The 22,523-nt window shown below is 65.5% G+C and carries 24 protein-coding genes and 1 pseudogene; 14 read left to right on the forward strand and 11 right to left on the reverse strand.

Annotated elements, in window-relative coordinates; genetic code table 11:
- Positions 1-6: 6 nt before the first annotated feature.
- The 3 genes from AC1RGE_RS02610 to AC1RGE_RS02620 all read right to left on the reverse strand — a co-directional run bounded on the left by AC1RGE_RS02610 (position 7) and on the right by AC1RGE_RS02620 (position 4,285).
- Positions 7-1,113: a DNA alkylation repair protein gene (locus AC1RGE_RS02610; protein WP_492583264.1), complete on the reverse strand. Its 1,107-nt coding sequence runs from the start codon at positions 1,111-1,113 to the stop codon at positions 7-9.
- Between the two features lie 285 nt (positions 1,114-1,398).
- On the reverse strand, positions 1,399-3,222 hold the full coding sequence (locus AC1RGE_RS02615) for a monovalent cation:proton antiporter-2 (CPA2) family protein (RefSeq protein ID WP_011060792.1): 1,824 nt from the start codon (positions 3,220-3,222) through the stop codon (positions 1,399-1,401).
- A 172-nt stretch (positions 3,223-3,394) separates the two neighbouring features.
- Positions 3,395-4,285, reverse strand: a complete 891-nt coding sequence (locus AC1RGE_RS02620) for a LysR family transcriptional regulator (RefSeq protein ID WP_011060793.1) — start codon at positions 4,283-4,285, stop codon at positions 3,395-3,397.
- A 170-nt stretch (positions 4,286-4,455) separates the two neighbouring features.
- On the opposite strand from AC1RGE_RS02620, the gene AC1RGE_RS02625 reads away from it, so the two are divergent.
- The 4 genes from AC1RGE_RS02625 (at position 4,456) to AC1RGE_RS02640 (ending at position 9,691) form a co-directional block, all read left to right on the forward strand.
- A complete protein-coding gene (locus AC1RGE_RS02625; RefSeq protein ID WP_103291001.1) occupies positions 4,456-5,538 on the forward strand; it encodes a 4-oxalomesaconate tautomerase in 1,083 nt (360 codons plus the stop codon).
- A 41-nt stretch (positions 5,539-5,579) separates the two neighbouring features.
- Entirely contained in the window at positions 5,580-6,905 is a 1,326-nt protein-coding gene (gene dctA / locus AC1RGE_RS02630; protein WP_011060795.1) for a C4-dicarboxylate transporter DctA, read from the forward strand.
- Between the two features lie 135 nt (positions 6,906-7,040).
- Positions 7,041-8,345 (forward strand): CitMHS family transporter, encoded by a 1,305-nt coding sequence (locus AC1RGE_RS02635; RefSeq protein WP_011060796.1) that lies wholly within the window; start codon positions 7,041-7,043, stop codon positions 8,343-8,345.
- 92 nt (positions 8,346-8,437) lie between these two features.
- A complete protein-coding gene (locus AC1RGE_RS02640) occupies positions 8,438-9,691 on the forward strand; it encodes an OprD family porin (protein WP_492584238.1) in 1,254 nt (417 codons plus the stop codon).
- A gap of 5 nt (positions 9,692-9,696) precedes the next feature.
- Here the strand turns inward: AC1RGE_RS02640 and AC1RGE_RS02645 are convergent, their stop codons facing one another.
- Both AC1RGE_RS02645 and AC1RGE_RS02650 read right to left on the reverse strand, forming a co-directional pair.
- Entirely contained in the window at positions 9,697-10,707 is a 1,011-nt protein-coding gene (locus tag AC1RGE_RS02645) for a M48 family metallopeptidase (protein ID WP_492583266.1), read from the reverse strand.
- A gap of 24 nt (positions 10,708-10,731) precedes the next feature.
- The gene (locus AC1RGE_RS02650; RefSeq protein WP_019094392.1) at positions 10,732-11,331 is read right to left on the reverse strand and encodes a LemA family protein; all 600 of its coding nucleotides are present in this window, start codon (positions 11,329-11,331) and stop codon (positions 10,732-10,734) included.
- Positions 11,332-11,528: 197 nt separating this feature from the next.
- On the opposite strand from AC1RGE_RS02650, the gene AC1RGE_RS02655 reads away from it, so the two are divergent.
- The 4 genes from AC1RGE_RS02655 to AC1RGE_RS02670 all read left to right on the forward strand — a co-directional run bounded on the left by AC1RGE_RS02655 (position 11,529) and on the right by AC1RGE_RS02670 (position 13,224).
- Positions 11,529-11,948, forward strand: coding sequence for a DUF4265 domain-containing protein (locus AC1RGE_RS02655; protein WP_239473078.1), 420 nt, complete (start codon positions 11,529-11,531; stop codon positions 11,946-11,948).
- 23 nt (positions 11,949-11,971) lie between these two features.
- Positions 11,972-12,364 carry an Imm10 family immunity protein gene (locus tag AC1RGE_RS02660; RefSeq protein ID WP_015635243.1) on the forward strand — a complete coding sequence of 131 codons (393 nt, stop codon included), beginning with the start codon at positions 11,972-11,974 and terminating at the stop codon, positions 12,362-12,364.
- 76 nt (positions 12,365-12,440) lie between these two features.
- Positions 12,441-12,779 carry an FKBP-type peptidyl-prolyl cis-trans isomerase gene (locus AC1RGE_RS02665; RefSeq protein WP_011060802.1) on the forward strand — a complete coding sequence of 113 codons (339 nt, stop codon included), beginning with the start codon at positions 12,441-12,443 and terminating at the stop codon, positions 12,777-12,779.
- Positions 12,780-12,801: 22 nt separating this feature from the next.
- Positions 12,802-13,224 (forward strand): NUDIX hydrolase, encoded by a 423-nt coding sequence (locus AC1RGE_RS02670; RefSeq protein WP_019094389.1) that lies wholly within the window; start codon positions 12,802-12,804, stop codon positions 13,222-13,224.
- 63 nt (positions 13,225-13,287) lie between these two features.
- Here the strand turns inward: AC1RGE_RS02670 and AC1RGE_RS02675 are convergent.
- Positions 13,288-13,407: pseudogene (locus AC1RGE_RS02675) on the reverse strand (sensor domain-containing diguanylate cyclase); the annotation flags it as partial.
- A 67-nt stretch (positions 13,408-13,474) separates the two neighbouring features.
- On the opposite strand from AC1RGE_RS02675, the gene AC1RGE_RS02680 reads away from it, so the two are divergent.
- Complete coding sequence (locus AC1RGE_RS02680) at positions 13,475-13,750, forward strand: metal/formaldehyde-sensitive transcriptional repressor (RefSeq protein WP_011060804.1); 276 nt, start codon at positions 13,475-13,477, stop codon at positions 13,748-13,750.
- 9 nt (positions 13,751-13,759) lie between these two features.
- On the forward strand, positions 13,760-14,719 hold the full coding sequence (gene dmeF / locus AC1RGE_RS02685) for a CDF family Co(II)/Ni(II) efflux transporter DmeF (RefSeq protein WP_492583268.1): 960 nt from the start codon (positions 13,760-13,762) through the stop codon (positions 14,717-14,719).
- Positions 14,720-14,729: 10 nt separating this feature from the next.
- Here the strand turns inward: dmeF and AC1RGE_RS02690 are convergent, their stop codons facing one another.
- Positions 14,730-15,368, reverse strand: coding sequence for a LysE family translocator (locus AC1RGE_RS02690; RefSeq protein ID WP_492584240.1), 639 nt, complete (start codon positions 15,366-15,368; stop codon positions 14,730-14,732).
- A gap of 119 nt (positions 15,369-15,487) precedes the next feature.
- On the opposite strand from AC1RGE_RS02690, the gene AC1RGE_RS02695 reads away from it, so the two are divergent.
- On the forward strand, positions 15,488-16,420 hold the full coding sequence (locus AC1RGE_RS02695; RefSeq protein ID WP_053150902.1) for a LysR substrate-binding domain-containing protein: 933 nt from the start codon (positions 15,488-15,490) through the stop codon (positions 16,418-16,420).
- 13 nt (positions 16,421-16,433) lie between these two features.
- Here AC1RGE_RS02695 and AC1RGE_RS02700 read toward each other — a convergent pair whose 3' ends face one another.
- The 4 genes from AC1RGE_RS02700 to AC1RGE_RS02715 all read right to left on the reverse strand — a co-directional run bounded on the left by AC1RGE_RS02700 (position 16,434) and on the right by AC1RGE_RS02715 (position 19,159).
- Complete coding sequence (locus AC1RGE_RS02700) at positions 16,434-16,937, reverse strand: GNAT family N-acetyltransferase (protein ID WP_011060808.1); 504 nt, start codon at positions 16,935-16,937, stop codon at positions 16,434-16,436.
- A 152-nt stretch (positions 16,938-17,089) separates the two neighbouring features.
- The gene (locus tag AC1RGE_RS02705) at positions 17,090-17,581 is read right to left on the reverse strand and encodes a DUF1543 domain-containing protein (protein ID WP_019094385.1); all 492 of its coding nucleotides are present in this window, start codon (positions 17,579-17,581) and stop codon (positions 17,090-17,092) included.
- Positions 17,582-17,675: 94 nt separating this feature from the next.
- The gene (locus tag AC1RGE_RS02710) at positions 17,676-18,023 is read right to left on the reverse strand and encodes an antibiotic biosynthesis monooxygenase family protein (protein ID WP_047286049.1); all 348 of its coding nucleotides are present in this window, start codon (positions 18,021-18,023) and stop codon (positions 17,676-17,678) included.
- Positions 18,020-19,159 (reverse strand): cytochrome P450, encoded by a 1,140-nt coding sequence (locus AC1RGE_RS02715; protein WP_492583270.1) that lies wholly within the window; start codon positions 19,157-19,159, stop codon positions 18,020-18,022. The genes AC1RGE_RS02710 and AC1RGE_RS02715 overlap by 4 nt, the downstream gene beginning before the upstream one ends.
- An 81-nt stretch (positions 19,160-19,240) precedes the next feature.
- Between AC1RGE_RS02715 and AC1RGE_RS02720 the strand changes: the two genes are divergently transcribed.
- From AC1RGE_RS02720 to AC1RGE_RS02730, 3 genes are all read left to right on the forward strand, one after another.
- Positions 19,241-19,996: an ArsR/SmtB family transcription factor gene (locus tag AC1RGE_RS02720; RefSeq protein ID WP_492583271.1), complete on the forward strand. Its 756-nt coding sequence runs from the start codon at positions 19,241-19,243 to the stop codon at positions 19,994-19,996.
- 177 nt (positions 19,997-20,173) lie between these two features.
- Positions 20,174-20,671, forward strand: a complete 498-nt coding sequence (locus AC1RGE_RS02725) for a P-loop nucleotide/nucleoside kinase family protein (protein WP_492583273.1) — start codon at positions 20,174-20,176, stop codon at positions 20,669-20,671.
- Positions 20,672-21,111: 440 nt separating this feature from the next.
- A complete protein-coding gene (locus AC1RGE_RS02730; RefSeq protein WP_011060815.1) occupies positions 21,112-22,521 on the forward strand; it encodes a circularly permuted type 2 ATP-grasp protein in 1,410 nt (469 codons plus the stop codon).
- The last annotated feature ends 2 nt before the right edge of the window (positions 22,522-22,523 follow it).

The raw sequence follows: 22,523 nt of genomic DNA on the forward strand, positions 1-22,523 counted from the left end.
TGGGGATCAGGGGACGAGCAAGTCGAAATGGTCTGTGGCCAGGGGTTCGCCGTTGACCAGCAATCGCACGCCGTGGCGCCCCGGATAGTGGCGGCGGGTGGTCAGTTCGCGGATCTGCTGGCTGCGGCCAAGCTCCACCTGGGCCAGGCCTTGCAGGGTGAAGGTCTTGAGCTTGAACACCTTGCTCGCGGTGGCGCCGGAGGCCTTGACGTAGTCGATGGCGTAATCCACCACCAGGCGCTGTTCGTGCGAGCAGGTGGAGACCAGGGTCAGGGACAGGTTGAGGCTGTCCCCCAGGCGCAATTGCCCGGGGGCCACCTGGAAGCGGCAAACCTGGACCTCGGCCCGGGCCCCGGCGCCGATCAGCGCCAGGGCCCGGCGGTCGCCCTGCTTGATCAGGCTGCGCAAGGCATGACGGGCGATCCAGGCACTGTGCGGCTGCTCCAGGGGCCAGCCTTCAAGACGTTCCAGGACCCACTGCGGGTGCTCTTTGGTGATGTCGTTGAGGTGGTTGGCCACCGACTTGCGCACGTACAGGCTGCGGTCATTGCGCAGGCGTTCGAGGATCGGCGCCGCCAGTTGCGGGTCGGCCTGCAACTGTTCCAGGCGGAACGACCAGGGCAGGCGCGGGCGGCTGCCTTCGCTGGCCAGGCGGCGTACGTGTTCATCGCTGTCCGTGGCCCACTCGTGCATCACGGCCAGCGTGCGCTGGCAGTCCTGGCGCAAGAAGTGGCGCACGGCGAACTCCGATGAGCCGAAGCCGGTGAAATACTTCAGCGCCGCCATGGACAGCTCGAAGTCATGCAGGCCGTAGCTGGCCACGTAGTGGGGCAGGAAGATGCACACGAAGCGGCTGTTCAGGCGCGGCGCCAGGGCTTGCAGCAGCTCCAGGCTGCTGGGGTAGTCCAGGTCCAGCACCTGGTGCAGGCTCTCGCTGACCCGGGCCAGGCGCTGCATCAGCGACAGCTCGGCGAGGCCGTGGCCGGCCCGTTGCACGAACCCCTGGCGGTCGAAGGCCGGGTGCACCGCGTGCATGGCGTCGGCGATATGCATCAGGCGCTGCTGGTTGAAGATTTCCTTGAGGGCGGGGGCTTGCTCTTGGGTAGAACTCATGGGGCGTATCCATTCAAAGCCGGGGCGGCGTCCACTCTACACGCCCTCTGCTGACAGAATCTGTCGGTAGCCGCCGGAGGGCGTGTTGCGTCATGCAGATCGTTTTCCGGTGTTGCTGAGGCCGCCTTCGCCGGCAAGCCGGCTCCTACGGTGTGTCGTGCCGGGCCTGTAGGAGCTGGCTTGCCAGCGAAGGGTACACCACGGCCCTCAGATCATTCCCCGGCGTCCTTGAGACCGCCTTCGCCGGCAAGCCGACTCCTGCGAGGTGGCGCAGGGCCTGGCGCCTCAGCGCATCGGCGGCAGCGGGCTTTCGATCTGTTCGTCCTGTTCGTCGGCTTCGAACAGCCGGGCCAGTTCGGCGCGGGCTTCCTGGGCGCTTTGCAGGACCTTGGCGGCGTCGTCGTAGACGGCATGCTGGGCCGCCAGCAGTTGTTCGTCGTGCTGGGTGAAACGCTGGATCCGCGAATCGGCCTGGGCCTGGCTCAAGCCCAGCCCCACCAGGGTGCGGCGGCTCATTTCCAGGCTGGAATAGTAGGTCTCCCGCACCGCCTGGGCCCCCAGGTCCACCAGCCGGTGCACGTGCTGGCGGTTGCGCGCCCGGGCGATGATCTTCAGGTGCGGGTAGAGCCGGCTGACCTGCTCGGCGGTCTTGATATTGGTTTCCGGGTCGTCGGTGGCAATGACGAAGTACTCCGCTTCGCCGACCTTGGCCGCGCTGAGGATCTCCGGGCGCAACGGGTCGCCGTAGAACACCGGCATGCCGCCGAAACTGCGGATCAGTTCGATGGTTTCCACCGAGGTGTCCAGGGCCACGAAGGGCACTTTCTGTGCCCGCAGGATACGCGCCACGATCTGCCCCATGCGGCCCATGCCGGCAATTACCACCCGCGGCCCGTCGGAATCGATCCGGCGGTACTCGGCGGGCATTTCCACCGGCTTGGCCTTGGGTTTCAGCCAGCGGGTGCAGGCCAGCAACAGCAGTGGGGTGAGGGCCATGGACAGGGTGATGGTCAGCACCAGCAGGTCATACAGGCGGGGCTCGAACAGGCCCTGGTCGCGACCGATCTTGAACACCACGAAAGCGAACTCGCCGCCCGCCGCCAGCACCACCCCGAGGCGCACCGCACTCTCGCGTCCCAGGCCACCGGCCAGGCGCCCGACCACGAACAGCAGCGGCAGCTTGAGGGCGATCAGCAGCAGGGTCAGGCCCAGCACCGCGATGGGCGCGCTGAGCAGCAGGCTGATATTGGCGCCCATGCCGACGCTGATGAAGAACAGCCCCAGCAGCAGGCCCTTGAAGGGTTCGATCTGCGCTTCCAGCTCGTGGCGGTATTCCGAGTCCGCCAGCAGCAGGCCGGCGAGGAAGGCGCCCAGGGCCATGGACACGCCCACCAGGTCCATCAGCCAGGCGGTGCCGATCACCACCAGCAAGGCAGTGGCGGTGGATACTTCCGGCAAGCGAGTCTTGGCCACGATGCGAAACACCGGGCGTAGCAGGTAACGCCCGCCCACCACCACCACGGCGATGCTGCCCAGCACTTGCAGGCCGTGGCGCAGGTCCTCGGCGCTGCTGGTGTGGTGATCGCCACCGGCCAGCACCGGGACCATGGCGATCAGTGGAATGGCGGCGATGTCCTGGAACAGCAGGATGGCGAAGGCCATGCGCCCATGAGGGCTGTTCAGCTCCTTGCGTTCGGCCAGGCTTTGCAGGCCCAGGGCGGTGGATGACAGGGCCAGGCCCAGGCCCAGGACAATGGCACTGTTGAGCGACTGGCCGAACAGAAACAGCGCCACCACGCCGATCAGCATCCCGGTCAGCAGCACCTGGGCCAGGCCGACGCCGAACACCGCCTTGCGCATTACCCACAGGCGCTTGGGCGACAGCTCCAGGCCGATGATGAACAACAGCAGCACCACCCCCAGTTCGGAGATATGGCTGACGCTCTGGGGGTTGCCCACCAGGCCCAGCACCGAGGGGCCGATCAGCACCCCGGCCAGCAGGTAGCCGAGCACGGCACCCAGTTGCAGGCGCTTGGCCAGGGGCACGATGAGCACGGCGGCGCAGAGGAACACGACGGCGGCTTGTAGCAGGTTGCCTTCATGGGGCATCGGGGGGACTCCAGGGAGAACGGGGCGCAGGTGATGATAAAGGCTCGTCGGTGACGATGAGCGGATTGGTATTGCCAGTCTGCGCCCGGATAAAAACGGCGTGGATGTTCTGAGACTGGCGGTGCGCCCTGCAAGGCACGTCGGAGTACGGGAGAGCAGGGGGGCGGGCGGGTCAGTGCGGCCACTGCTCCAGCAGAATCGAGACAAATTTTTCCGCGGCCGGCGATAGCGACGCGCCGCGCCGGGACACCAGCCCCAGGGTGCGATTGACCACGGGCTCGGTCAGCGGAACGCTGACCAGGGTCGGGTGATCGGCGGCCGGCATGGCCAGGCTCGGCATCGCCGAAACCCCGAGCCCGGCCTCCACCATGCCCAGTGAAGTGGACAGGTGCTGCACCTCGTAGAACCACTGGGGACGCCAGCTCAAGCCGGACAGGGCATGGTCCAGCAACATGCGGTTGCCGCTCAGGCGACCGACGCCGATCAAGCGATAATCGCTGAGTTCCGACCAGGTCACCGAGCTGCGCTCGGCCAGTTCATGGTCGCGCCGGCAGGCCAGGACAAAGGGCTCGTTGACCAGGGGCACGAACTCGATGTCCGGGTGTTGGCCGCTCATCATGTTGATGCCGAAGTCCGCTTCGCCGCGCAGCACCGCTTCAAGGCCCTCGTTGGCGCTGAGGTCGAGCAGGCGGATGCGGATTTTCGGATAGCGCAGGTTATACAGGCGGATCACTGACGGCAGGAAGTAGAAGGCCGCCGTGGGGATACAGGCCAGGGTCACCTGACCGATCTGCCGTTCTGCCAGCTCACGGATGTTGAGGATCGAGTCGTCGAAGTCGTCCAGCAGTCGTCGGGCCTTGGGCAGGAAGTCGCGACCGACGCTGGTCAGGCTGACCTTGCGCGTGGTGCGGTCGAGGAGCGCGGTGCCCAGGCCCTCTTCGAGCTTTTTCATACGTCGGCTCAGGGCGGGCTGGGACAGGTGCAAAGCGTCGGCGGCTTCGTGGAAACTCCCCAGTTCGGCGATTTTCACGAAAGATCTTATGTCCTGGAGCTCATATTCCATGCTGGTTTCTCAAGGCGGGCGTCGGGTGTGGCGGTGCCGGACACGATATTTAATTCATGCTCGTAACGCAATAATCTCTCTGATCTTTGCATTGGAAACACTTTTTAATCCCTGACACTCTTGTGTCCAGAACATCAATTACCTCGATTGATCAACAAGAGTCAGTGTTCATGCAACGAATTCCTTGTGTGTTGATGCGCGGCGGCACCTCCAAAGGGCCGTTTTTTCTGGCCTGGGATCTGCCTGTGGCGGTGTCCGAACGTGATGAGCTGTTGCTCAACCTGATGGGCTCCGGCCATGAGCTGGAAATCGACGGCATCGGCGGCGGCAGCCCGCAAACCAGCAAGGTGGCGATCGTCAGTCCGTCGCTGCACCCGGACGCGGATGTCGATTATCTGTTCGTCCAGGTCATGGTGTCGCAGCGGCGGGTCGATACCGCGCCCAACTGCGGCAACATGCTCTGTGCCGTCGGGCCCTTTGCCATCGAGCAGGGGCTGGTCAAGGCCACGGGGGCACAGACGCAGGTGCGGATTCGCAACCTCAACACCGGCACTTTGGTGAATGCCCAGGTCCAGACCCCCGATGGCAAGGTCAGTTACGAAGGCGACACCACCATTGACGGCGTGCCGGGCAGCGCGGCGCCGGTGGCCCTGACCTTTCTCGATGCCGCCGGCAGCAAGACCGGCCAGTTGTTTCCCACCGGCCGGCCTCGGGACCTGATCGACGGCATTGTCGTGACCTGCATCGACATGGCCATGCCCATGGTGCTGGTACAGGCGGCCTGCCTGGGCAAGCGCGGCGATGAAACCCCTGCCGAACTGGATGCCGATGCGGACTTTCTCCAGCGCCTGGAGAGCCTGCGGCTCAAGGCCGGCCTGGCCATGGGCCTGGGGGATGTCAGTGACAAAGTGATTCCCAAGCCGGTGCTGGTGTCCCAAGCCCGGGCGGGGGGCACCCTGGCGGTGCGCTATTTCATGCCCCACAACTGCCATCGGGCCCTGGCCATCACCGGCTCCATCGGCCTGGCTACCGCCTGTGTCACCGCCGGCAGTGTGGCGGCCGAGATACTGGGCGGGGTCCACGAACCGCGTCTGCAAAAGGTCCGTATCGAGCATCCCAGCGGGGCAATAGATGTCGTATTGTCCTACAGCGGAAAAAGCCCTGAGACCATTCGCGCCTCGGTGGTCCGCACCGCCCGCCGGTTGTTCTCCGGGTATGTCTACGCGCCGGCTTCACAGCGCCTGGCCGGTTAGTCGTTGCTGTCGACCCGCGTTGCATCAACACAATTCTAAAAATGGGTGATGCCATGAAAGTTGTTAAATCGCTCTATTTCCAGATCCTCTGCGCCGTGTTCCTCGGGGTCCTGGTGGGGCACTTCTGGGCCGCGCAAGCCATTGCCCTGAAGCCTCTGGGAGATGCCTTCATCAAGCTGATCAAGATGATGATCGCCCCCGTGGTGTTCTGCACCATCGTCACCGGCATCGCCGGCATGAGCGACAAGCGTTCCCTAGGGCGCCTGCTGAGCAAGACCATGCTGCTGTTCCTGGGCCTGACCCTGATCAGCCTGTTCATCGGCCTGGCGGCGGTCTACCTGTTCCAGCCCGGCGCGGGGATGAACATCGACCCCACCCGCTTGAGCACCCAGGGCCTGTCCCAGTACACCGATTCGGCGGCCAAGCTGGGGGTGGTGGAGTTCTTCATGCACATCATTCCCGAGACCTTTGTCGGTGCCTTCAACAAGGGCGAGGTGCTGCCGGTGCTGTTTATCGCGGTGCTGTGCGGGTTTGCCCTGTCGTCCCTGGGCGAGCGCGGCAAGCCGGTGCTGGTGGTGCTGGAGTCGGCCTCGCAGATGGTGTTCAAGATCTTCTCCTACCTGATGCGTTTTGCCCCCGTCGGCGCCTTCGGGGCCCTGGCCTTTACGGTGGGCCAGTACGGCATCACCTCCCTGGGCGCCCTGGCCAAACTGATCATGACCCTCTATGTCGCCTGCGGCTTCTTTGTCTGCGTCGTGCTGGGCGGCATTTGCCGGGCCAACGGCTTCAGCCTCTGGAAGCTGCTGCGCTACCTGCGTGAAGAGTTCCTGGTGGTGCTCGGCACCTCGTCCACAGAACCGGTGATGCCGCGCATGCTGGAAAAACTCCAGGCCCTGGGCTGCAAGAAGAGCGTGGTAGGGCTGGTGCTGCCCACCGGCTATTCGTTCAACCTCGACGGCACGGCGATCTACCTGTCACTGGCGGCGATCTTCATTGCCCAGGCGTGCAATATCGAGCTGAGTGCCGGGCAGGTGGTCACCATGCTGGCGATCATGCTGCTGTCGTCCAAGGGCGCCGCCGGGGTGACCGGCAGCGGTTTCGTGGCCCTGGCCTCGACCCTGACGGTGATTCATGACATTCCCCTGGCAGGCCTGGCATTGCTGATCGGTATCGATCGCTTCATGTCCGAGGCCCGGGCCTTGACCAGCCTGGCCAGCAACGCAGTGGCAACCGTGGTGATCGCCCTTTCGGAGCAGGCCTGCGACCGCCAGGTGCTGTTGCGCACGCTCGATGGCCAGCCGCTTGCGGCCCAGGCTGCTGCCGCCGATGACAGCCCAGCCGCCGCTCTGGCGAGCAAGCTCGGCTAGACCCGCCAAGCACCAGCGCTTTACCCCAAGTACCGACTCAACACCTGTGCCGGGCGCCCCTGAGGGGCGCCCGGTGCCCGGGTGGCCGCGCCCGCGCGCCGGCCACGCTCATCATAAAAACAAGAGAATCGACTTATGCTCGCTTTACTCGGCCTCGCCATGGTGGTGGTCTTCACCTTCCTGATCATGACCAAGCGCCTGTCGCCCATCGTCGCGTTGACCCTGGTGCCCATCGTCTTCGCTGTGCTCGGCGGGTTTGCCGGCAGCACCGGCAAGATGATGCTCGACGGCCTGAAAATGGTCGCGCCGTCGGCGGCGCTGTTGCTGTTCGCCATTCTGTTCTTCGGCTTGATGATCGATTCGGGGCTGTTCGATCCGCTGATCCGCAAGATTCTCAAACGGGTCAATGGCGATCCGACCAAGATCGCCATCGGCACCGCGTTGCTGTCGCTGGTGGTCGCCCTGGACGGCGACGGCACCACCACCTACATGATTACCTGCGCGGCCATGCTGCCGTTGTACAAGCGCATCGGCATGAACCCGATGATTCTCGCCACCATCTCCATGCTGTCTTTGAGCATCATGAGCGGCATGACCCCGTGGGGCGGGCCGGCAACCCGAGCCATCGCCGCCCTGGGCCTGGATGCCGGCGAGTACTTTGTCCCACTGTTGCCGACCATGATCGGCGGCGCCGCCTGGGTGGTGTTTACCGCCTACCTGCTGGGCCGAGCCGAGCGCAAGCGCATCGGCAATACCCAACTGCAAAGCGGTGGCGGTGACTGCTACATCAAGGCGATTCTGGAGGACACGCCGCATAAGCGGCCCAAGCTGGCCTACGTCAACCTGCTGCTGGTGGTGGCGGTGATGACCGCGCTGGTGCTGGGCCTGATGCACTCGGCGGTGCTGTTCCTGATCGGTTTTGTCCTGGCCTTGATGATCAATTACCCGCAGCTGGACATTCAGAAGGAGCGCATTCTCGCTCATTCAGGCAACGCCATGACCGTGGTGCTGCTGGTGTTCGCCGCGGGGATCTTCGCCGGGATTTTCTCCGGTACCAAGATGGTCGACGCACTGGCCCAGACCCTGGTGGACTGGATTCCGCCGTCCTGGGGCCACCTGTTCCCGCTGGTGGTGGCGCTGACCAGCATGCCGTTGACCTTCGTCCTGTCCAACGATGCCTACTACTTCGGCGTGGTGCCGATCCTGGCCAACGCGGCGGCGGCCTATGGCATTTCTCCCCTGGAAATCGCCCGGGCCTCGATCCTCGGCCAGCCGGTGCACCTGATGAGCCCGCTGGTGGCCTCGACCCTGCTGCTGGTGGGCATGGTGGACCGTGACATTGGCGACTTCCAGAAGGCCACGGTGAAGTGGGCGGTGCTGACCTCTCTGGTGATTACCGCCCTGGCCTTGCTGACCGGCGCCCTGACCCTGTTCGTCTGATTCGTTCGAAACCCTCTTTGGTGGCCCGGCGCGCTTGTTTCAAGGGCGCCAGGGACAACTGCGCCTTGAATAACAACAACGAGAACTACCTCATGAGCCATTGGCAAAGTCGCACCCTGATTCTGTCCAGCTTGAGCCTGCTGCCCCTGGCGGCGGTCCAGGGCGCTGGACTCATCGACGACAGCAGTCTCAAGCTGCAGCTGCGCAACGTCTATTTCAACGAAAACTTCCGCGACGAACATGGGCTCAGCGCCAAGGCTGCGCGCAGCGCCAAGAGCGAGCGCACTGAGTGGGCTCAGGGTTTCCTGCTCGATTATCAGTCCGGATTCACCCCGGGTACCCTGGGGGTCGGGGTCGATGCCCTGGGGCTGCTGGGTGTCAGGCTCGACTCCGGCAAGGGGCGCAGTGGAACGGGGCTGTTGCCGGTGCACGACGACGGTCGCGCCGCAGGCGAATTTGCCAGTGCCGGCGCCACGGCCAAGGTGCGGCTGGCCAAGACCACGCTCAAGTACGGCACCCTGCTGCCCAAGACCCCGGTGCTGGTCTACAACGATGCCCGTCTGTTGCCGCAGACCTATCAGGGCACCCAGCTCACCAGCACGGATATCGACGGCCTGAGCTTGACCGGCGGCTATCTGCAGCGCTTCAAACTGCGCGATTCCACCGACAGCGTGGGGCTGGTCCCCGACGGCTACAGCGGCGGCCAGTCCGGGGACTTCCGCTACGGCGGGGCCGAATACAAGTGGAGCAAGAGCCTGCGCCTGAGCTATTTCCATGGCGAGCTTGAGAACTTCTATCGGCAGGACTTCGTCGGCCTTCAGCATGACCTGGCGCTAGGGCAGGGGACGTTGACCAGCGACCTGCGCTACTTTCGCAGCGCCGATTCAGGCGCGGCCTTTGACGGCAAGATCGACAACCGCATGCTCAGCGGGCAACTGACCTACGCGATCGCCGGGCATTCCCTTGGCGGTGGTTATCAGCGTCTCAGTGGCGATGCCGGCTTGCCGTATATCAGCGGCGCCACGGTCTACTCCTTCAGTAACGCCGGCATCGGCAAGTTCATCGAAGAGGGCGAGAAGACCTGGATGCTCGGCTACGGCTACAACTTCGCTGGCCTCGGTGTCCCCGGCCTGACCTTCAGTTCCCGCTACCTGAGTGGCAATGGCGGCAAGTCCAGGACCCGGGTCGATGAGTGGGAGCGCGACAGCGAACTGGCCTATGTGCTCCAGCAAGGCTTGTTCAAGGGGCTGGGAGTGAAGCTGCGCAATTATGTGTATCGCTCCGACTACGCCCGTGGGCGGGACAGCAACCGCCTCTACATCACTTACGACATAGCCCTCTGGTAGCGCATTTACAGTGGCTTGAAGCGCCCATCCCACTGCGGGTCCAGGCGCTGGATGCGCGCAGCCAGCGGTGGGTGGGTGGCCATCAGGCGGCCCAGGCGCAGTTTCACCCCCTGGTGAAAATACAGGTGGCTGTACTGCGCGGCGGCGAAGGCGCGCAGGCGCGAACCGGCGCTGCTGCCGCCGATCTTTTTCAGGGCGCCGGCAATGCCCTGGGGGTTGCGGGTGAACTGCACCGCCGAGGCATCGGCGAGAAACTCGCGCTGACGGCAGATGGCGGCCTTGATCAGGTTGCCCAGCAGGCTGCCCAGGGAACCGAAGACCAGCAGGGCCAGGCCCAGCACGGCGAAGATGATCTGCCAGAAAAAGCGGTGGCGGTCGCTGCCCAGGTGCTGCTTTTCAGCCTGGCGTAGCACCGCGATGCCCGCCAGGCTGAACACCAGCAGGCCGTGGATCACCGCCAGCAAGCGGGTGTTGAGGCGCATGTCGCCGTTGTGAATGTGGCTGAACTCATGGGCCACCATGCCCTGCAATTCGTCGCGGTCGAGGTTGACCAGGGCTCCGCGGGTGATGCCGAGCACCGCCTGCTGCGGGGTCAGTCCGGCGGCGAAGGCATTGATTGCGTCTTCCGGCAGCACATACACCGCAGGCATGGTGGCGCCCGAGGCCAGGGCCATTTCCTCGACGATATTGAGCAGTCGCTGTTCCTCGCTGCCCCGGGGCGAATCGTTGATCAGGCGCCCGCCCAGATGCTCGGCGATCACCTTGCCGCCGGCCCGCAGGCGCCAGCTCTTGTACCAACTGCCCAGCAGCACCACCAGCAGCATCAGCAGCGCCACCACGGCCATTGCGGTCCAGCTCAAGACCTTGGGCTGCTTGTATTCCTGGCTCAGCTCGCGCCATGCAAGGCCCAGCCCCAGGCTGCTGAGGCTGACCAGGGTGGCTACCGCCAGGGTCATCAACAGCACCAGCTTGAGGGTGTGGCGCCGGGCTCGGGCCTGGTGTTGAAAGAACTTCATGCAGGTTTCCGGGGGTAGGTGCAGTTACTGGAAGGAGACTTTGCTGGCGTCTTGAATGCGCGCGCTGTCGGCGAATTGCAGCAGGGCGGCATCGGCCCGGTGGCCGAACAGCCCGGCGAAAAACAGCGCCGGCACCTGCTGTTTGCACAGGTTGTAGTCGGTCACGGCGTCGTTGAAGGCCTGGCGCGCGTAGGCGACCTTGTTCTCGGTGCTGGTGAGCTCTTCGCTGAGTTGCGCCATGTTCTGCGAGGCCTTGAGTTCCGGGTAGGCCTCCAGGCTCAGGTGCAGGCGGTCGAGGACCTGGTCCAGGGCACCCTGGTCCTGGCCCAGGCGGGCGATGCGTGCGCTGTCGCCGGGTTGCGCGGCGGCGGCTTGCAGGCTATCCCGGGCACTGTTACGGGCCTCGGCCAGGGCGGTCAGGGTCTGGCGCTCGTGCTGCAGGTAGCCCTTGACGGTTTCCAGCAGGTTGGGGATCAGGTCGTAGCGGCGCTTGAGTTGCACCTCGATCTGGGCGAAGGCATTGCGCAGACGGGTACGCCGGGTGGTCAGGCGGTTGTAGAGGCTGACCAGGTACAGCGCCAGAGCGGCGAGCAGCACCAGGGCGACGATATCGGCGGTGGCCATGGGATGTCCTTATCGAGTGAGGCGTGGGGGCGGCAATGGTAACGGAATCTTCCTGTTCGGTGACACACCTTCGCCGGCGACCCGTCAATGATTGCCAAGGGCCGGCAATTCTGCGAAAAAGCGCTCGGCTTGCGCGGGGGCCGAAAGGCACCGCTGCCTATTATTCAATGAACCAGGGACAGGTGATGGACAAGATCATGCTCAGGTTGACGGTGGTGGACGACTATCCGCCGGTGGCCAGCGAAGGGGTCTGGGCCGAACGCCAGCCCGATGGCCTGTACCGTATCGCCAACCTTCCGTTCTACTCCCAGGATGCCTGTTACGAGGACGACGTCGAAGTCCAGGTGGAGGCCGATGGCCTGAAGTGGTTCAGGCGGGTCGGGCGCAGCAGTGGCAACAGCACGTTGCGCCTGGTGTTCTTTGACGCCGGCAGGGCCCGGACCCCCGAGGTGCTGGCGCGGATCAACGCCCTGGGCTGCAGCTGGGAAGGCATGAGCAAGGCGTTCCTTGCTGTCAATGTGCCTGCCTCGGTGTCGCTGGACAGCGTGCTGGAGTACCTGCAGGAGTGCTTTGAGCAGGATTGGCTGGATTATGAAAGCGGGCTGTTGCGCCAGTGACCGCGAATAAGGAGCAAGGAGCGATGAGTTTGAAATTTCATGCCACTGGCTACAGTGCCTGCACTGAAGACGAGGTGCAGATCCTGGGCTTTGCCGACGACGGGCAGCAGCCCGGGCACTACCTGCTGTTGCAGCGCGCCGAATGCTTTGACGAGCAGGACCGGCAGTTGGGCATGGACACTTACCATGTCGAACTGGGCGGCCAGGCAGTGTCCGGCTATGGCGGCATCCGCCAGGTGCTGCTGGCCCCGGGCCGCCTGACCCTGCATTTTGGCGATTCCCAGGCCTGGTGCCGGGGCTTGCCCAGCCTTGAGATCAGCTGGAAGCCGGGGCTCGCCAGCGTCGAGGAGGTCGCGATGGCGCTGGGGGCGATCTTTCTCGATACCGATACCCTGATCGAGGTGGCGCCACAGTGATTGCCAAGCCGGGGCAATTCTGCGAAAAAGCGCGCCGCAGTCCCGTGACGGGGCAATGCTTGAACGGGAGTGAACCATGAGCGACGAATTGCAGGTCATCGATATCCAGCCGGGCGACGGCAAGGCTGTGGTCAAGGGCGCCTTGATCACCACCCAGTACCGGGGCTTTCTGGAGGACGGCAGCAGCTTCGACTCCTCCTATGATCGTGGCAAGCCGTTCCAGTGCGTGATCGGCACCGGCCGGGTGATCAAGGGCTGGGACCAGGGCCTGATGGGCATGCAGGTGGGCGGCAAGCGCAAGCTGCTGGTGCCGGCGCACCTGGGTTATGGCGAGCGTTCCATGGGCGCCATCCCGCCCAATTCCAACCTGATCTTCGAGATCGAGTTGCTGGAAGTGCTGACCCGGGACGATTGAAGGCTTGGGGAGCGAGGGGCCGATGCGTGCCAATAAAGCCTGCCCGGTGGTGCTGCGCCATTCCACCGAGCTGGAGATCCTGGCTTTCCGCCATCCGCTGGCCGGCCTGCAACTGGTCAAGGGCACGGTGGAGGCGGGGGAGTCCACGGCTACTGCAGCCGTTCGCGAGCTGGCGGAAGAGGCCGGTGTCCAGGCCGGGGAAAGCGGTTTCCTGGGGCTCTGGCATTCGGGTTTCTGCGGCCAGGTGTGGGCCTTCCATGAATGCCGGGTGCCAGCGCCGTTGCCGGAAAGCTGGAGCCATTTCACCGCGGATGACGGCGGCCATCGGTTCGAGTTTTTCTGGCAGCCCCTGGCCAGCTTGCCGTCGGAGCAATGGCACCCGCTGTTCCAGGGCGCCCTGGGATTCCTGCGCCAACGCCTGCTGGGCGAAGGCGCCGAGGCCTAGGCAAGCGGCTTATTGCCCGAGACGGTAGTGGTTGTTGCCGCTGCGCCGGGCCTCGTACATCGCCTGGAAGCCGAACATGCCGTAGATCGCCTCCGACCAGTACAGGCGCTGGGTATCGACCTCCCAGTCCCAGGTGTCGATCCGCGCAAAATACTGGCTGCGCTTGAACCGTTCGGCATCGTCGGGCCGGCTTGCGTTGTCGAGGGCAGGGGAGCAAGATGCGCTCTATATAGGTATAGGGGGTATAGGTATGTCGCACACTCACGCGCAGAAAGATGAGTTGCTCAAGCGGGTCCGGCGCATTCTCGGCCAGGTCCAGGCTGTGGAGCGAGCCCTGGAAAGCGGGGCCGACTGCGGCAAGACCCTGCACCTGGTGGCCGCCACTCGGGGCGCCATCAGCGGCCTGATGGGCGAGATCATCGAAGCCCATGCCCTGGAGCACGTGGCCAACCCCGAGCTCAGCGATGCCGAGCGGGCCCGGGGCGTGGATGAACTGCTTGAAGCCATCCGCCGTTATTCCAAGTAGGAGCCGCTCATGAACCTGTCTCAGCAGGCTGCACACCTGGCCCACGATCATCAGTTTCTCGGTGCTGATCACGACGACAACGCCCGCCGCACGCTGTGGGTGGTGCTGTTGACGGTGGTGATGATGGCGGGAGAGATCGTCGCCGGTTACCTCACCGGTTCCATGGCCCTGCTGGCCGATGGGCTGCACATGGCCACCCACGCCGGGGCCCTGGGCATCGCGGCGGCGGCCTACGGTTTTGCCCGGCGCAATGCCGGCAACCGGCGTTTCAGTTTCGGCACCGGCAAGGTCGGCGACCTGGCGGGCTTTGCCTCGGCCATCATTCTCGGCCTGGTGGCGCTGGGCATTGCCGGCGAATCCCTGGTGCGGCTGTTCCAGCCCACCCGCGTGGCCTTTGGCGAAGCCACGCTGATCGCCGTGGCGGGGTTGCTGGTGAACATTCTCAGCGCCTGGCTGCTGGGCGGGGGGCACGACCATCATGGCCATGGCCATTCCCACGGCCACTCTCATGATCACGAGCATCACGAGCATCACCAGTCGCACCGGGCCGGGGGCGACAACAACCTGCGTTCGGCCTATGTGCATGTTTTGGCCGATGCCCTGACGTCGGTGCTGGCCATTGCCGCGCTGCTGGCCGGGCGCTACCTGGGTTGGGTCTGGCTCGACCCGGCGATGGGTATTGTCGGCGCGCTGGTGATTGCCCGCTGGTCCTATGCCTTGATCAAGTCCAGCGCCGCGGTGCTGCTCGATGCCAGCGATGAGCAGGTGGCCGGGCAGATCCGCGCATCGGTGGAAGGGCCGGGGGATGCCAGTATCGTCGACCTGCACGTGTGGCAGGTGGGCCCCGGGGCCCGGGCGGCGATTGTCAGTGTGGTGGCCCGGGCCTCGCTCAGTGCCGAGACCGTGCGTGCGCGCCTGGCCGCGCTGCCGGGGCTGTCGCACCTGACCCTGGAATTGCGCAGCGTCTGAAGCCGGCGCCTCAGGTGGCGCCCGGGCGGTACAGTTCCAGCAGCGAATAGGCCAGCCCCACCACGGCCACTGCCAGCAGCACCAGGCTCGACACCCCCGTCACCAGGCGCTTGTACTTCAGCGAGAAGCCCTGGCGCGCCACCAGGATATAGGCCCCCAGCACCGCCAGGTCGATCAGTACCCAGACCAGGGTCAGCAGCAGTGCGCTGTGTTCGAAGGTGCGGCCGACCTGGATGAACTGGGGGAAGAACGAGACAAAGAAGATGATGTCCTTGGGGTTGCCGATGCCCACCACAAAGCCGGTGGCCAGGCCCCTGCCGCGTCCGGCCAGGGGCTTGGCCGGTGCTTGCGCAGCGGGTTGGGTGGCCGCCTCGCGCAACCCCTGCAGGGCCAGCCAGGCAATGAAGCAGCAGCCCAGCACGCTGATCCAGTGGATCAGCCGTGGGTCCAGGGCCAGCCCGCCGGAGAGCATCAGCACCGCCAGCAGGGCCAGCAGCAACGACGCCGCGTTGGTGCCCAGGGCGGTCAGCAGCGCCTGGCGCGGGCCGGCGTTCATGCTGGTGCTGACGATCAGCGCCACCACCGGCCCCGGGGTCGCCACCAGCATCAGCACGCTCAGGGTATAGGCCAGCAATAACGACATGTTCACATCCACCCGGCAACTCCTCGGTCATTGGCAAAGGCCCTAGCCTGAAGGCTTGAGCCTGCGTTGAAAAACGCAAAAAGCTGTGACCTACTATGATTTTTAATCATGCTGAGTGCTTGCCGATGGTCGAGTCCCTGCCGCCGCTCTATGCCTTGCGCGCCTTTGAAGTGGCGGCCCGTTCCAGCTCCTTCACCCGGGCCGCGGAGGAGCTGTCCCTGACCCAAAGCGCCATCAGCCGGCATATCCGCACCCTGGAAAGCCAGTTCGGCTGCCGCCTGTTCGAGCGCCACGGCCCCAGGTTGGTACTCACGGACGTCGGGCAGCGCCTGGCCCGGGAGCTCAAGGCGGGGTTCCGGATCATCGAGGACGCCTGTCTGCCGCTGCGCAGCGGCAGTGGCCAATTACGCCTCAAGGCCCCTTCGACACTGACCATGCGTTGGCTGCTGCGGGCCCTGGACCAGCTCAAGCACCAGCAGCCGTCGCTGGCGGTGCAACTGGCCAGCGTGTGGATGGATTTCGATCATGTGGATTTTCATGCCGAGCCCTATGACTGCGCGATTCTGCTGGGCAACGGACAGTTCGGCGCCGGGGTCGAGGCCTGCAAGCTGTTCGATGAGTGGCTGATTCCCATCGGCCCTCCGGAGGCTGTGGATGCGCCGCCCTGGACCCTGGAACGGCTCAGGGAGGCGCCACTGATCCACCCTTCGGCAGACCGCCGCGACTGGCGGCGCTGGCTGCAGGCCCAGGGCCTGCTGGGGCAGGTACGGCTGGACCGGGGCAACGTCTTCGACACCCTGGACCAGGCGATCTGCGCGGCCATGCGTGGCCACGGGCTGTCCATCGCCGACCTGTACCTGGTGGCCGAGGACATCCGCCAGGGCCTGGTCAGCCTGCCGTTTCCCCGTGCGCTGGCCTCGGGGGACGGCTATTACCTGGTGTGGCTGCGGGACAGCCCGCGCCGGGAACAGATCGACGGCCTGCGCGCCTTTCTGCTGGAGCAAGTGGTATCCATCGATGACCTTGAACTGGCTGACCTGACGCCTGGCGCGGGCTGATGGCGGGGCCGCTTCAACGGCGCAGCATGACCCAGTCGCGGTGCAGGTCGGCGCCGCAGGGGAACAGGGTTTCGCCGACCCTCACAAAGCCGTTGCGCTGGTAGAAACGGATCGCCCGGGCATTGTGTTCGTTGACGGTCAGGCGCAGGGGGCCGGGCTGTTGTGCCAGGGTCTGTGCCAGCAGGAACTGGGCGGCGCCACTGCCATGGTGGGCGGCATCCAGGTAGCAACGGGTCAGCTCGGCGATGCCGTCGGCACCGGCCACCCCGAGGTCCTGCGGGTGCAGGTTGACCAGGCTGTAGCCGATGACCCGGTTGTCATCGAGCAGCACCCGCAACTGTTTGCCGGGGGCTTCCAGCAGTGCGCTGAAATGTTCGGGCAGCAGGTTTTCCTGGATAAAGGCCTCGATCTCCGTTGCCGGGGTGTCCGGCGGGCAGGCGAGGGCAAAGGTCTGGCGGGCGATCTGGCTCAGGCGCTGGGTGTCGTCTTGCTGTGCGTTGCGCAAACATAGCGGCATGGCTCTGCTCCCTGAAGAAAAACGCCAGCATAGCCGGCCTGCGCGCGCTTCACTGGCCAGTCAGCCGGTTGCCACAGGATCACACCGCCCCTGTAGGAGCTGGCTTGCCAGCGAAAGGGCCCGCAAGACCGCCTTCGCCGGCCAGCCGGCGGCTACAGGATGATGTAGTCGTTGTGCTGCACGATGCCCTGGTGAGGGCCCTTCACCAGGTGCACGTAGCGGCCGTCCGCCAGGTCGATGGGCAGGCAGTCGTCGACGTCCAGCAGGGCATCGGTGTGGGATTTGTGCCAGTGGGCAAGCATCTGCTGCTTGCCTTTGGCCTTGGCCTGCGCCTTGTCCCGGGCCACCACCAGCAGGTAACGGTGGGCTTCGCCGAAGGTCGCTGCTTCATAGCCGCCCAGGTTGATGAAGTACAGGCGCGGCGCATCCGCCGCCGGGGCCAGGGCGCTGAGTTCGAGCCTGTAGTCGTCGATACCGTCCACCCGCATCCATGAGTCGATGTGCAACCCCGCCGGGCTGCCGAACCAGCCTTCGCGCAGTTGCGGGTAGGCCGCTTCGAGGCTGTCGGCGACCACGAACTGCACATCATGGACTTCGATTTTCGCTCTGGGGTGCTTGCCCCCCAGCATCACCACAAACAGCATGCAGGCTCCTTGTTCCGGGCTAGGTGGTGGCGCGTGCCGCCACCGCGGGCGCACGTTTTACCTCAAGCCGGGCGCCGGGCCAAGGCCGACGGTGTCAGCGGCCATGCAACCGGCGGCTGTCCGCAGGGGCCTGGCAACGCTCTTGCAGTCCATAGTCGCGCAGTACCGTCGCCACCCGAAGCCGGTAGTCGGCAAATACCTCACCGCGGCCCCGGGCCTGCGCCTGGCGGTGGCATTCCAGGTTGCGCCACTGGGCCACGGCCTGCTCGTCACGCCAGAACGACAGGGACAGCAGTTTTTCCGGCTGGGCCAGGCTCTGGAAGCGTTCGATGGAGATGAAACCGTCGATCTCCCCCAGCTGGTTTTTCAGCCCGGCCGCCAGCTCCAGGTAGGCGTCGCGCTGGCCCGAAGCTGGCAGTACTTCGAAGATCACCGCGATCATTGTTCGGCCTCCCCGCGGTCGCTGAACAGCGGAATGCGCCCGTTGACCGAGGCCTGGTACTGCCAGTCCAGGGCCAGTGCATCCAGGCCGGGGCCTTGCAGCAGGGCGTGCAACAGGCACCGGACTATGCCCAGGGCCAGCTCCCGGCCAGGGCAGCGGTGGGCTCCGGCGCCGAAGCTGAAGCCCTGATGCGCCGGGTTGCTGCCGGTAATGGCGGCTAGCGCCGGGTCCTGGTTGGCCGCGGCCAGCAGCACCAGAATGGTTTCGCCGGCTTGCAGTTCCACGCCGTGCACGGTGCAGGGTGCGGTGATGAAGCGCCGGGTGTTCTGCACCGACGGGTCCAGGCGCTGGCGCTCCAGCAGCCAGTCGCCCAGCAGGCCCGGCTCCTGGCGCAGGTGCTGCTGCATGGCCGGTGCAGCCAGCAGGGCGACCAGGCTGTTGCCGACCAGGCCGGCGCAGGCGTCATGGGTCTGCGCCAGCAGGCCCGCCAGATTGGCCCGCAGGTCCGCTGGAGCAAGCTCACCACTGCGGTCGAGAATCTGCCGCAGCAGCGGGCTGTGTTGCGGGGCCTGCACCAGGGCCTGCATCTGCGCGTCCAGCTCCAGTGCTGCCCGGTCGGCGGCCTGCAATCGAGGCTGATCGCTCAGGGGCGAGAAGCAGGCGACGAATTCCCCGGTGCGCCGGGCGAGTGTTTCGCACTGTTCGGCGGGGACGCCAAGCAGGCTGGCCAGCAGCGCCACCGGCAGTACGAACTGCCAGCGTTGCAGGTCGGCGGCGCAGGCCGGAGCCACGAGGGCCGGTTGCCACCTGGCCAGATGGGCCTCCAACCCGGCGGTACAGAGACCCTGCAAGGCCGGCTCGATGGCCGCACGCGGGCAACGCTGGCGCGGGCCATCGTTCATCCGCATCAGGCGGCCGAACAGCTGCCCGGCCGGCCTTCCGGCAATTGCCTGGGGTACCGGCTCGGTACTGGGGCGCACCTGGCAGGCCGGGTGGTCGAGCACCGCTGCCACCGCCGCGGCGCTGCTGGCGACCCATAGCCTGAGGGCGCAATCGTAGGTCAGGCCGCCCCGGGCGCGGAGGCGGGTGTAGTAGAAGTACGGGTCTGAGTGAGTAGCAGCGCTGATCGCGTCCATGATTTATCTCTTTGTTCTGCAGATATCCAGGCTGCTACTATCCTGACCCTTTCGAAGACACGATTCGTCAGGGAGCGAAATATGAATGTAGTGCAGAACGACATAGGGGTATCCCAAGTGGCGGCGGCCATCGCCGAGCCGGCGCGCACCCGCATGCTCTGTGCGCTGATGGACGGCCACGCACGCACCAGCACCGAGCTGGCGGCGATTGCCGAGGTCAGCACCTCTACCGCCAGCGCCCATCTGGCCAAGCTCAAGGAGGCGGGGCTATTGCGGGTGCAGGTCCAGGGCCGGCACCGTTACTACTGCCTCGGCGACCCGCTGGTGGCCCAGGCCCTGGAGGCGCTGATGGTGATCGGCCAGGGCCGCGGACCCAGCTTCACCCCGCGCACCCCGGACCGCCTGCAGTTCGCCCGTACCTGCTACGACCACCTGGCGGGCACCCTGGGGGTGCAGTTGCACGACCGGATGTTCGAGGCCGGCTGGCTGCTGGCGGCCGAGGAGGGTGAGGCCTACCGGGTCAGCGACAGCGGCGAAGAATTTTTCCGCAGCCTGGGGATCGAGGTGGCCGGGCTCAAGGCCTTGCGTCGACGCTTTGCCTGCCCGTGCCTGGACTGGAGCATGCGCCGTCCGCACCTGGGGGGCGCCCTGGGGGCGGCGCTGTTGCAGGCCTTGCTGGAGCGCAAATGGCTGATCCAGGACCTGGACAGCCGCGCCCTGAGCCTGACCGGCACCGGCGGACGCTACATCAGCAAGCGCTTTGGCATGGCCCTGATCCAGCCGGCCCGGCCGCTGTCGTCCTCGGCCGTCATTGAATTGCAACGCCACGGCGGCTGAAGCCTGCAAGCTCCAGTTCGAGGGGCTGGGCCCACTTGCTGGCGAACGGAGGCGTGTCGGGCAGTGGTCGGGCGTCCCTGGATCAGGGCTAGTGGCGGCCCGTCCTCAAGCCCGGGGCTGGACGCGTGTGGCAATAGTGGTAAAGCTGTGCGTCCTTCAACGTTGGCAGGGCCTTGCATGCTCATCGTTTTCAGCGGCTTGCCGGGCACCGGCAAGACCACCATCGCCCGTACCCTGGCGCCACACCTGGCGGCTACCTACCTGCGCATCGACAGCATCGAACAGGGCCTGCGTGACGCTGGCCTGGCGCAGGTGGGCAAGGCCGGCTACCAGATTGCCCTGCAACTGGCCGAGGCCAACCTGGCCCTGGGCAACCGGGTACTGGCCGACTGCGTCAATCCGGTGCAGGAAAGCCGCCAGGCCTGGCAGGCCCTGGCCAGCAGACAGGGGGTGAGGCTGCTGGAGATCGAGGTGGTGTGCTCCGATCTTGCGGAGCATCGGCGCCGGGTCGAGACCCGCCAGTTGGACGTGTCGGGCCTGCGCCCGCCCAGCTGGCAATCGGTGCTCGAGCATGACTATCAGCCCTGGGCGAGCTCGCCGCTGCGCCTGGACACCGCGCAGCTCTCACCGCAGCAGGCGCTGGCCCTGATTCTGGCGTGCCTGCCGGGCGCCTGAGGTTGCCGGGGGCAGCGGCGCCAAGTCTTTGAACCTTGATGGTGCGCTGATGGTCAGTGCTCAGGGCCCCGCGATGGCGCCTCAAGGCCGCGCTGTGGGGCGGCATTGGCCGGAAAACTCCCGATAACGGGGCAAAACATTCAGCGCGGGGGCTTTGTGCACCGATTCTGTTCGCGCAGGGCCGCGAGCGGCGCCGGCTACGCTGCTGGGGCTTTGCTGCTGGGTGTTCTCCAGCTTTCTTTGTGTCTCTTTTTTGAATCTATTTGTCGCTAAGCGGTCATTTTTGCCACGGGCCACCTCCCTGGCGGCGCACCGTGCATTTGCGGCATAGCGATTGCTATCACTCTTTCAGGGGGGCTGGGCCCCTCACGCTCGAAGCCGGGTCACGCACACACAGGGTTCAAATAAAAAGCCGTTCACGTCACGGCAAGGAGTTGGCTATGTCCCGCGCTTTCTTTGATGAAATGTATGCTGCCGATGGCGTCTGCCGGCCTCACTACCAGGGGTTTGCCCGCTGGCTGGCGGACACTCCTCTGGAACTTTTGGACCAGCGCCGGCGCGAAGCCGACCTGCTGTTCCACCGCGCCGGTATCACCTTCACCCTGTACGGCGACGAGCAGGGCACCGAGCGCCTGATTCCCTTCGACATCATTCCCCGCAGCATCAAGGCCAGCGAATGGCGCACCGTGGAGCGCGGCTGCATCCAGCGGGTGCAGGCGCTGAACCTGTTCCTCGCCGACCTCTATCACGGCCAGCGGATTCTCAAGGAAGGCATCATCCCCGCCGAACAGGTGCTGGCCAACGAGGGCTACCAGGTGGCGATGCAGGGCCTGGACCTGCACCGCGGCATCTATGCCCACATCGCCGGGGTCGACCTGGTGCGCGACGGCGACGGCAGCTACTACGTGCTCGAAGACAACCTGCGCACCCCCAGCGGTGTCAGCTACATGCTCGAAGACCGCAAGATGATGATGCGCCTGTTCCCCGAACTGTTCGCCGCCCAGCGCATCGCGCCCATCGACCATTACCCGAACCTGCTGCTGGACACCCTGAAAAGCTCCAGCCCCCTGGATAACCCGACCGTGGTGGTGCTGACCCCGGGGCGCTTCAACAGTGCCTATTTCGAACATGCGTTCCTGGCCCGGGAGATGGGCGTGGAACTGGTGGAAGGCGCCGATCTGTTCGTGCGTGACGACCGGGTGTACATGCGCACCACCGCCGGTGCCCAGGCGGTGGACGTGATCTACCGACGCCTGGATGACGCCTACCTGGACCCGCTGTCGTTCAACCCCGATTCCATGCTCGGGGTGCCCGGGCTGATCGCCGCCTACCGCTGCGGCAACGTGGTGCTGGCCAATGCCGTGGGCACCGGGGTGGCCGACGACAAGTCGATCTACCCCTATGTGGACGAGATGATCCGCTTTTACCTCAGCGAGGAACCGATCCTCAAGAACGTGCCCACCTGGCAGTGCCGCAAGCCCGCCGAACTGTCCCACGTGCTGGCCAACCTGGCGCAGTTGGTGGTCAAGGAAACCCAGGGTTCCGGCGGCTACGGCATGCTGGTGGGGCCGGCGGCGACGGCGGCGCAGATCGAGGAATTCCGCGTGCGGATCAAGGCCCGGCCCGAGGCCTATATCGCCCAGCCGACCCTGTCGCTGTCCACCTGCCCGACCTTTGTCGAAAGCGGCATCGCGCCGCGGCATATCGACCTGCGGCCGTTCGTGCTTTCGGGCCGGGAAACCCGCCTGGTGCCCGGCGGCCTGACCCGGGTCGCGTTGCGCGAGGGCTCGCTGGTGGTCAACTCGTCCCAGGGCGGCGGCACCAAAGACACCTGGGTGGTGGAGGACTGAAC

It is taken from the genome of Pseudomonas sp. GW823-FHT02C05, assembly GCF_058797595.1.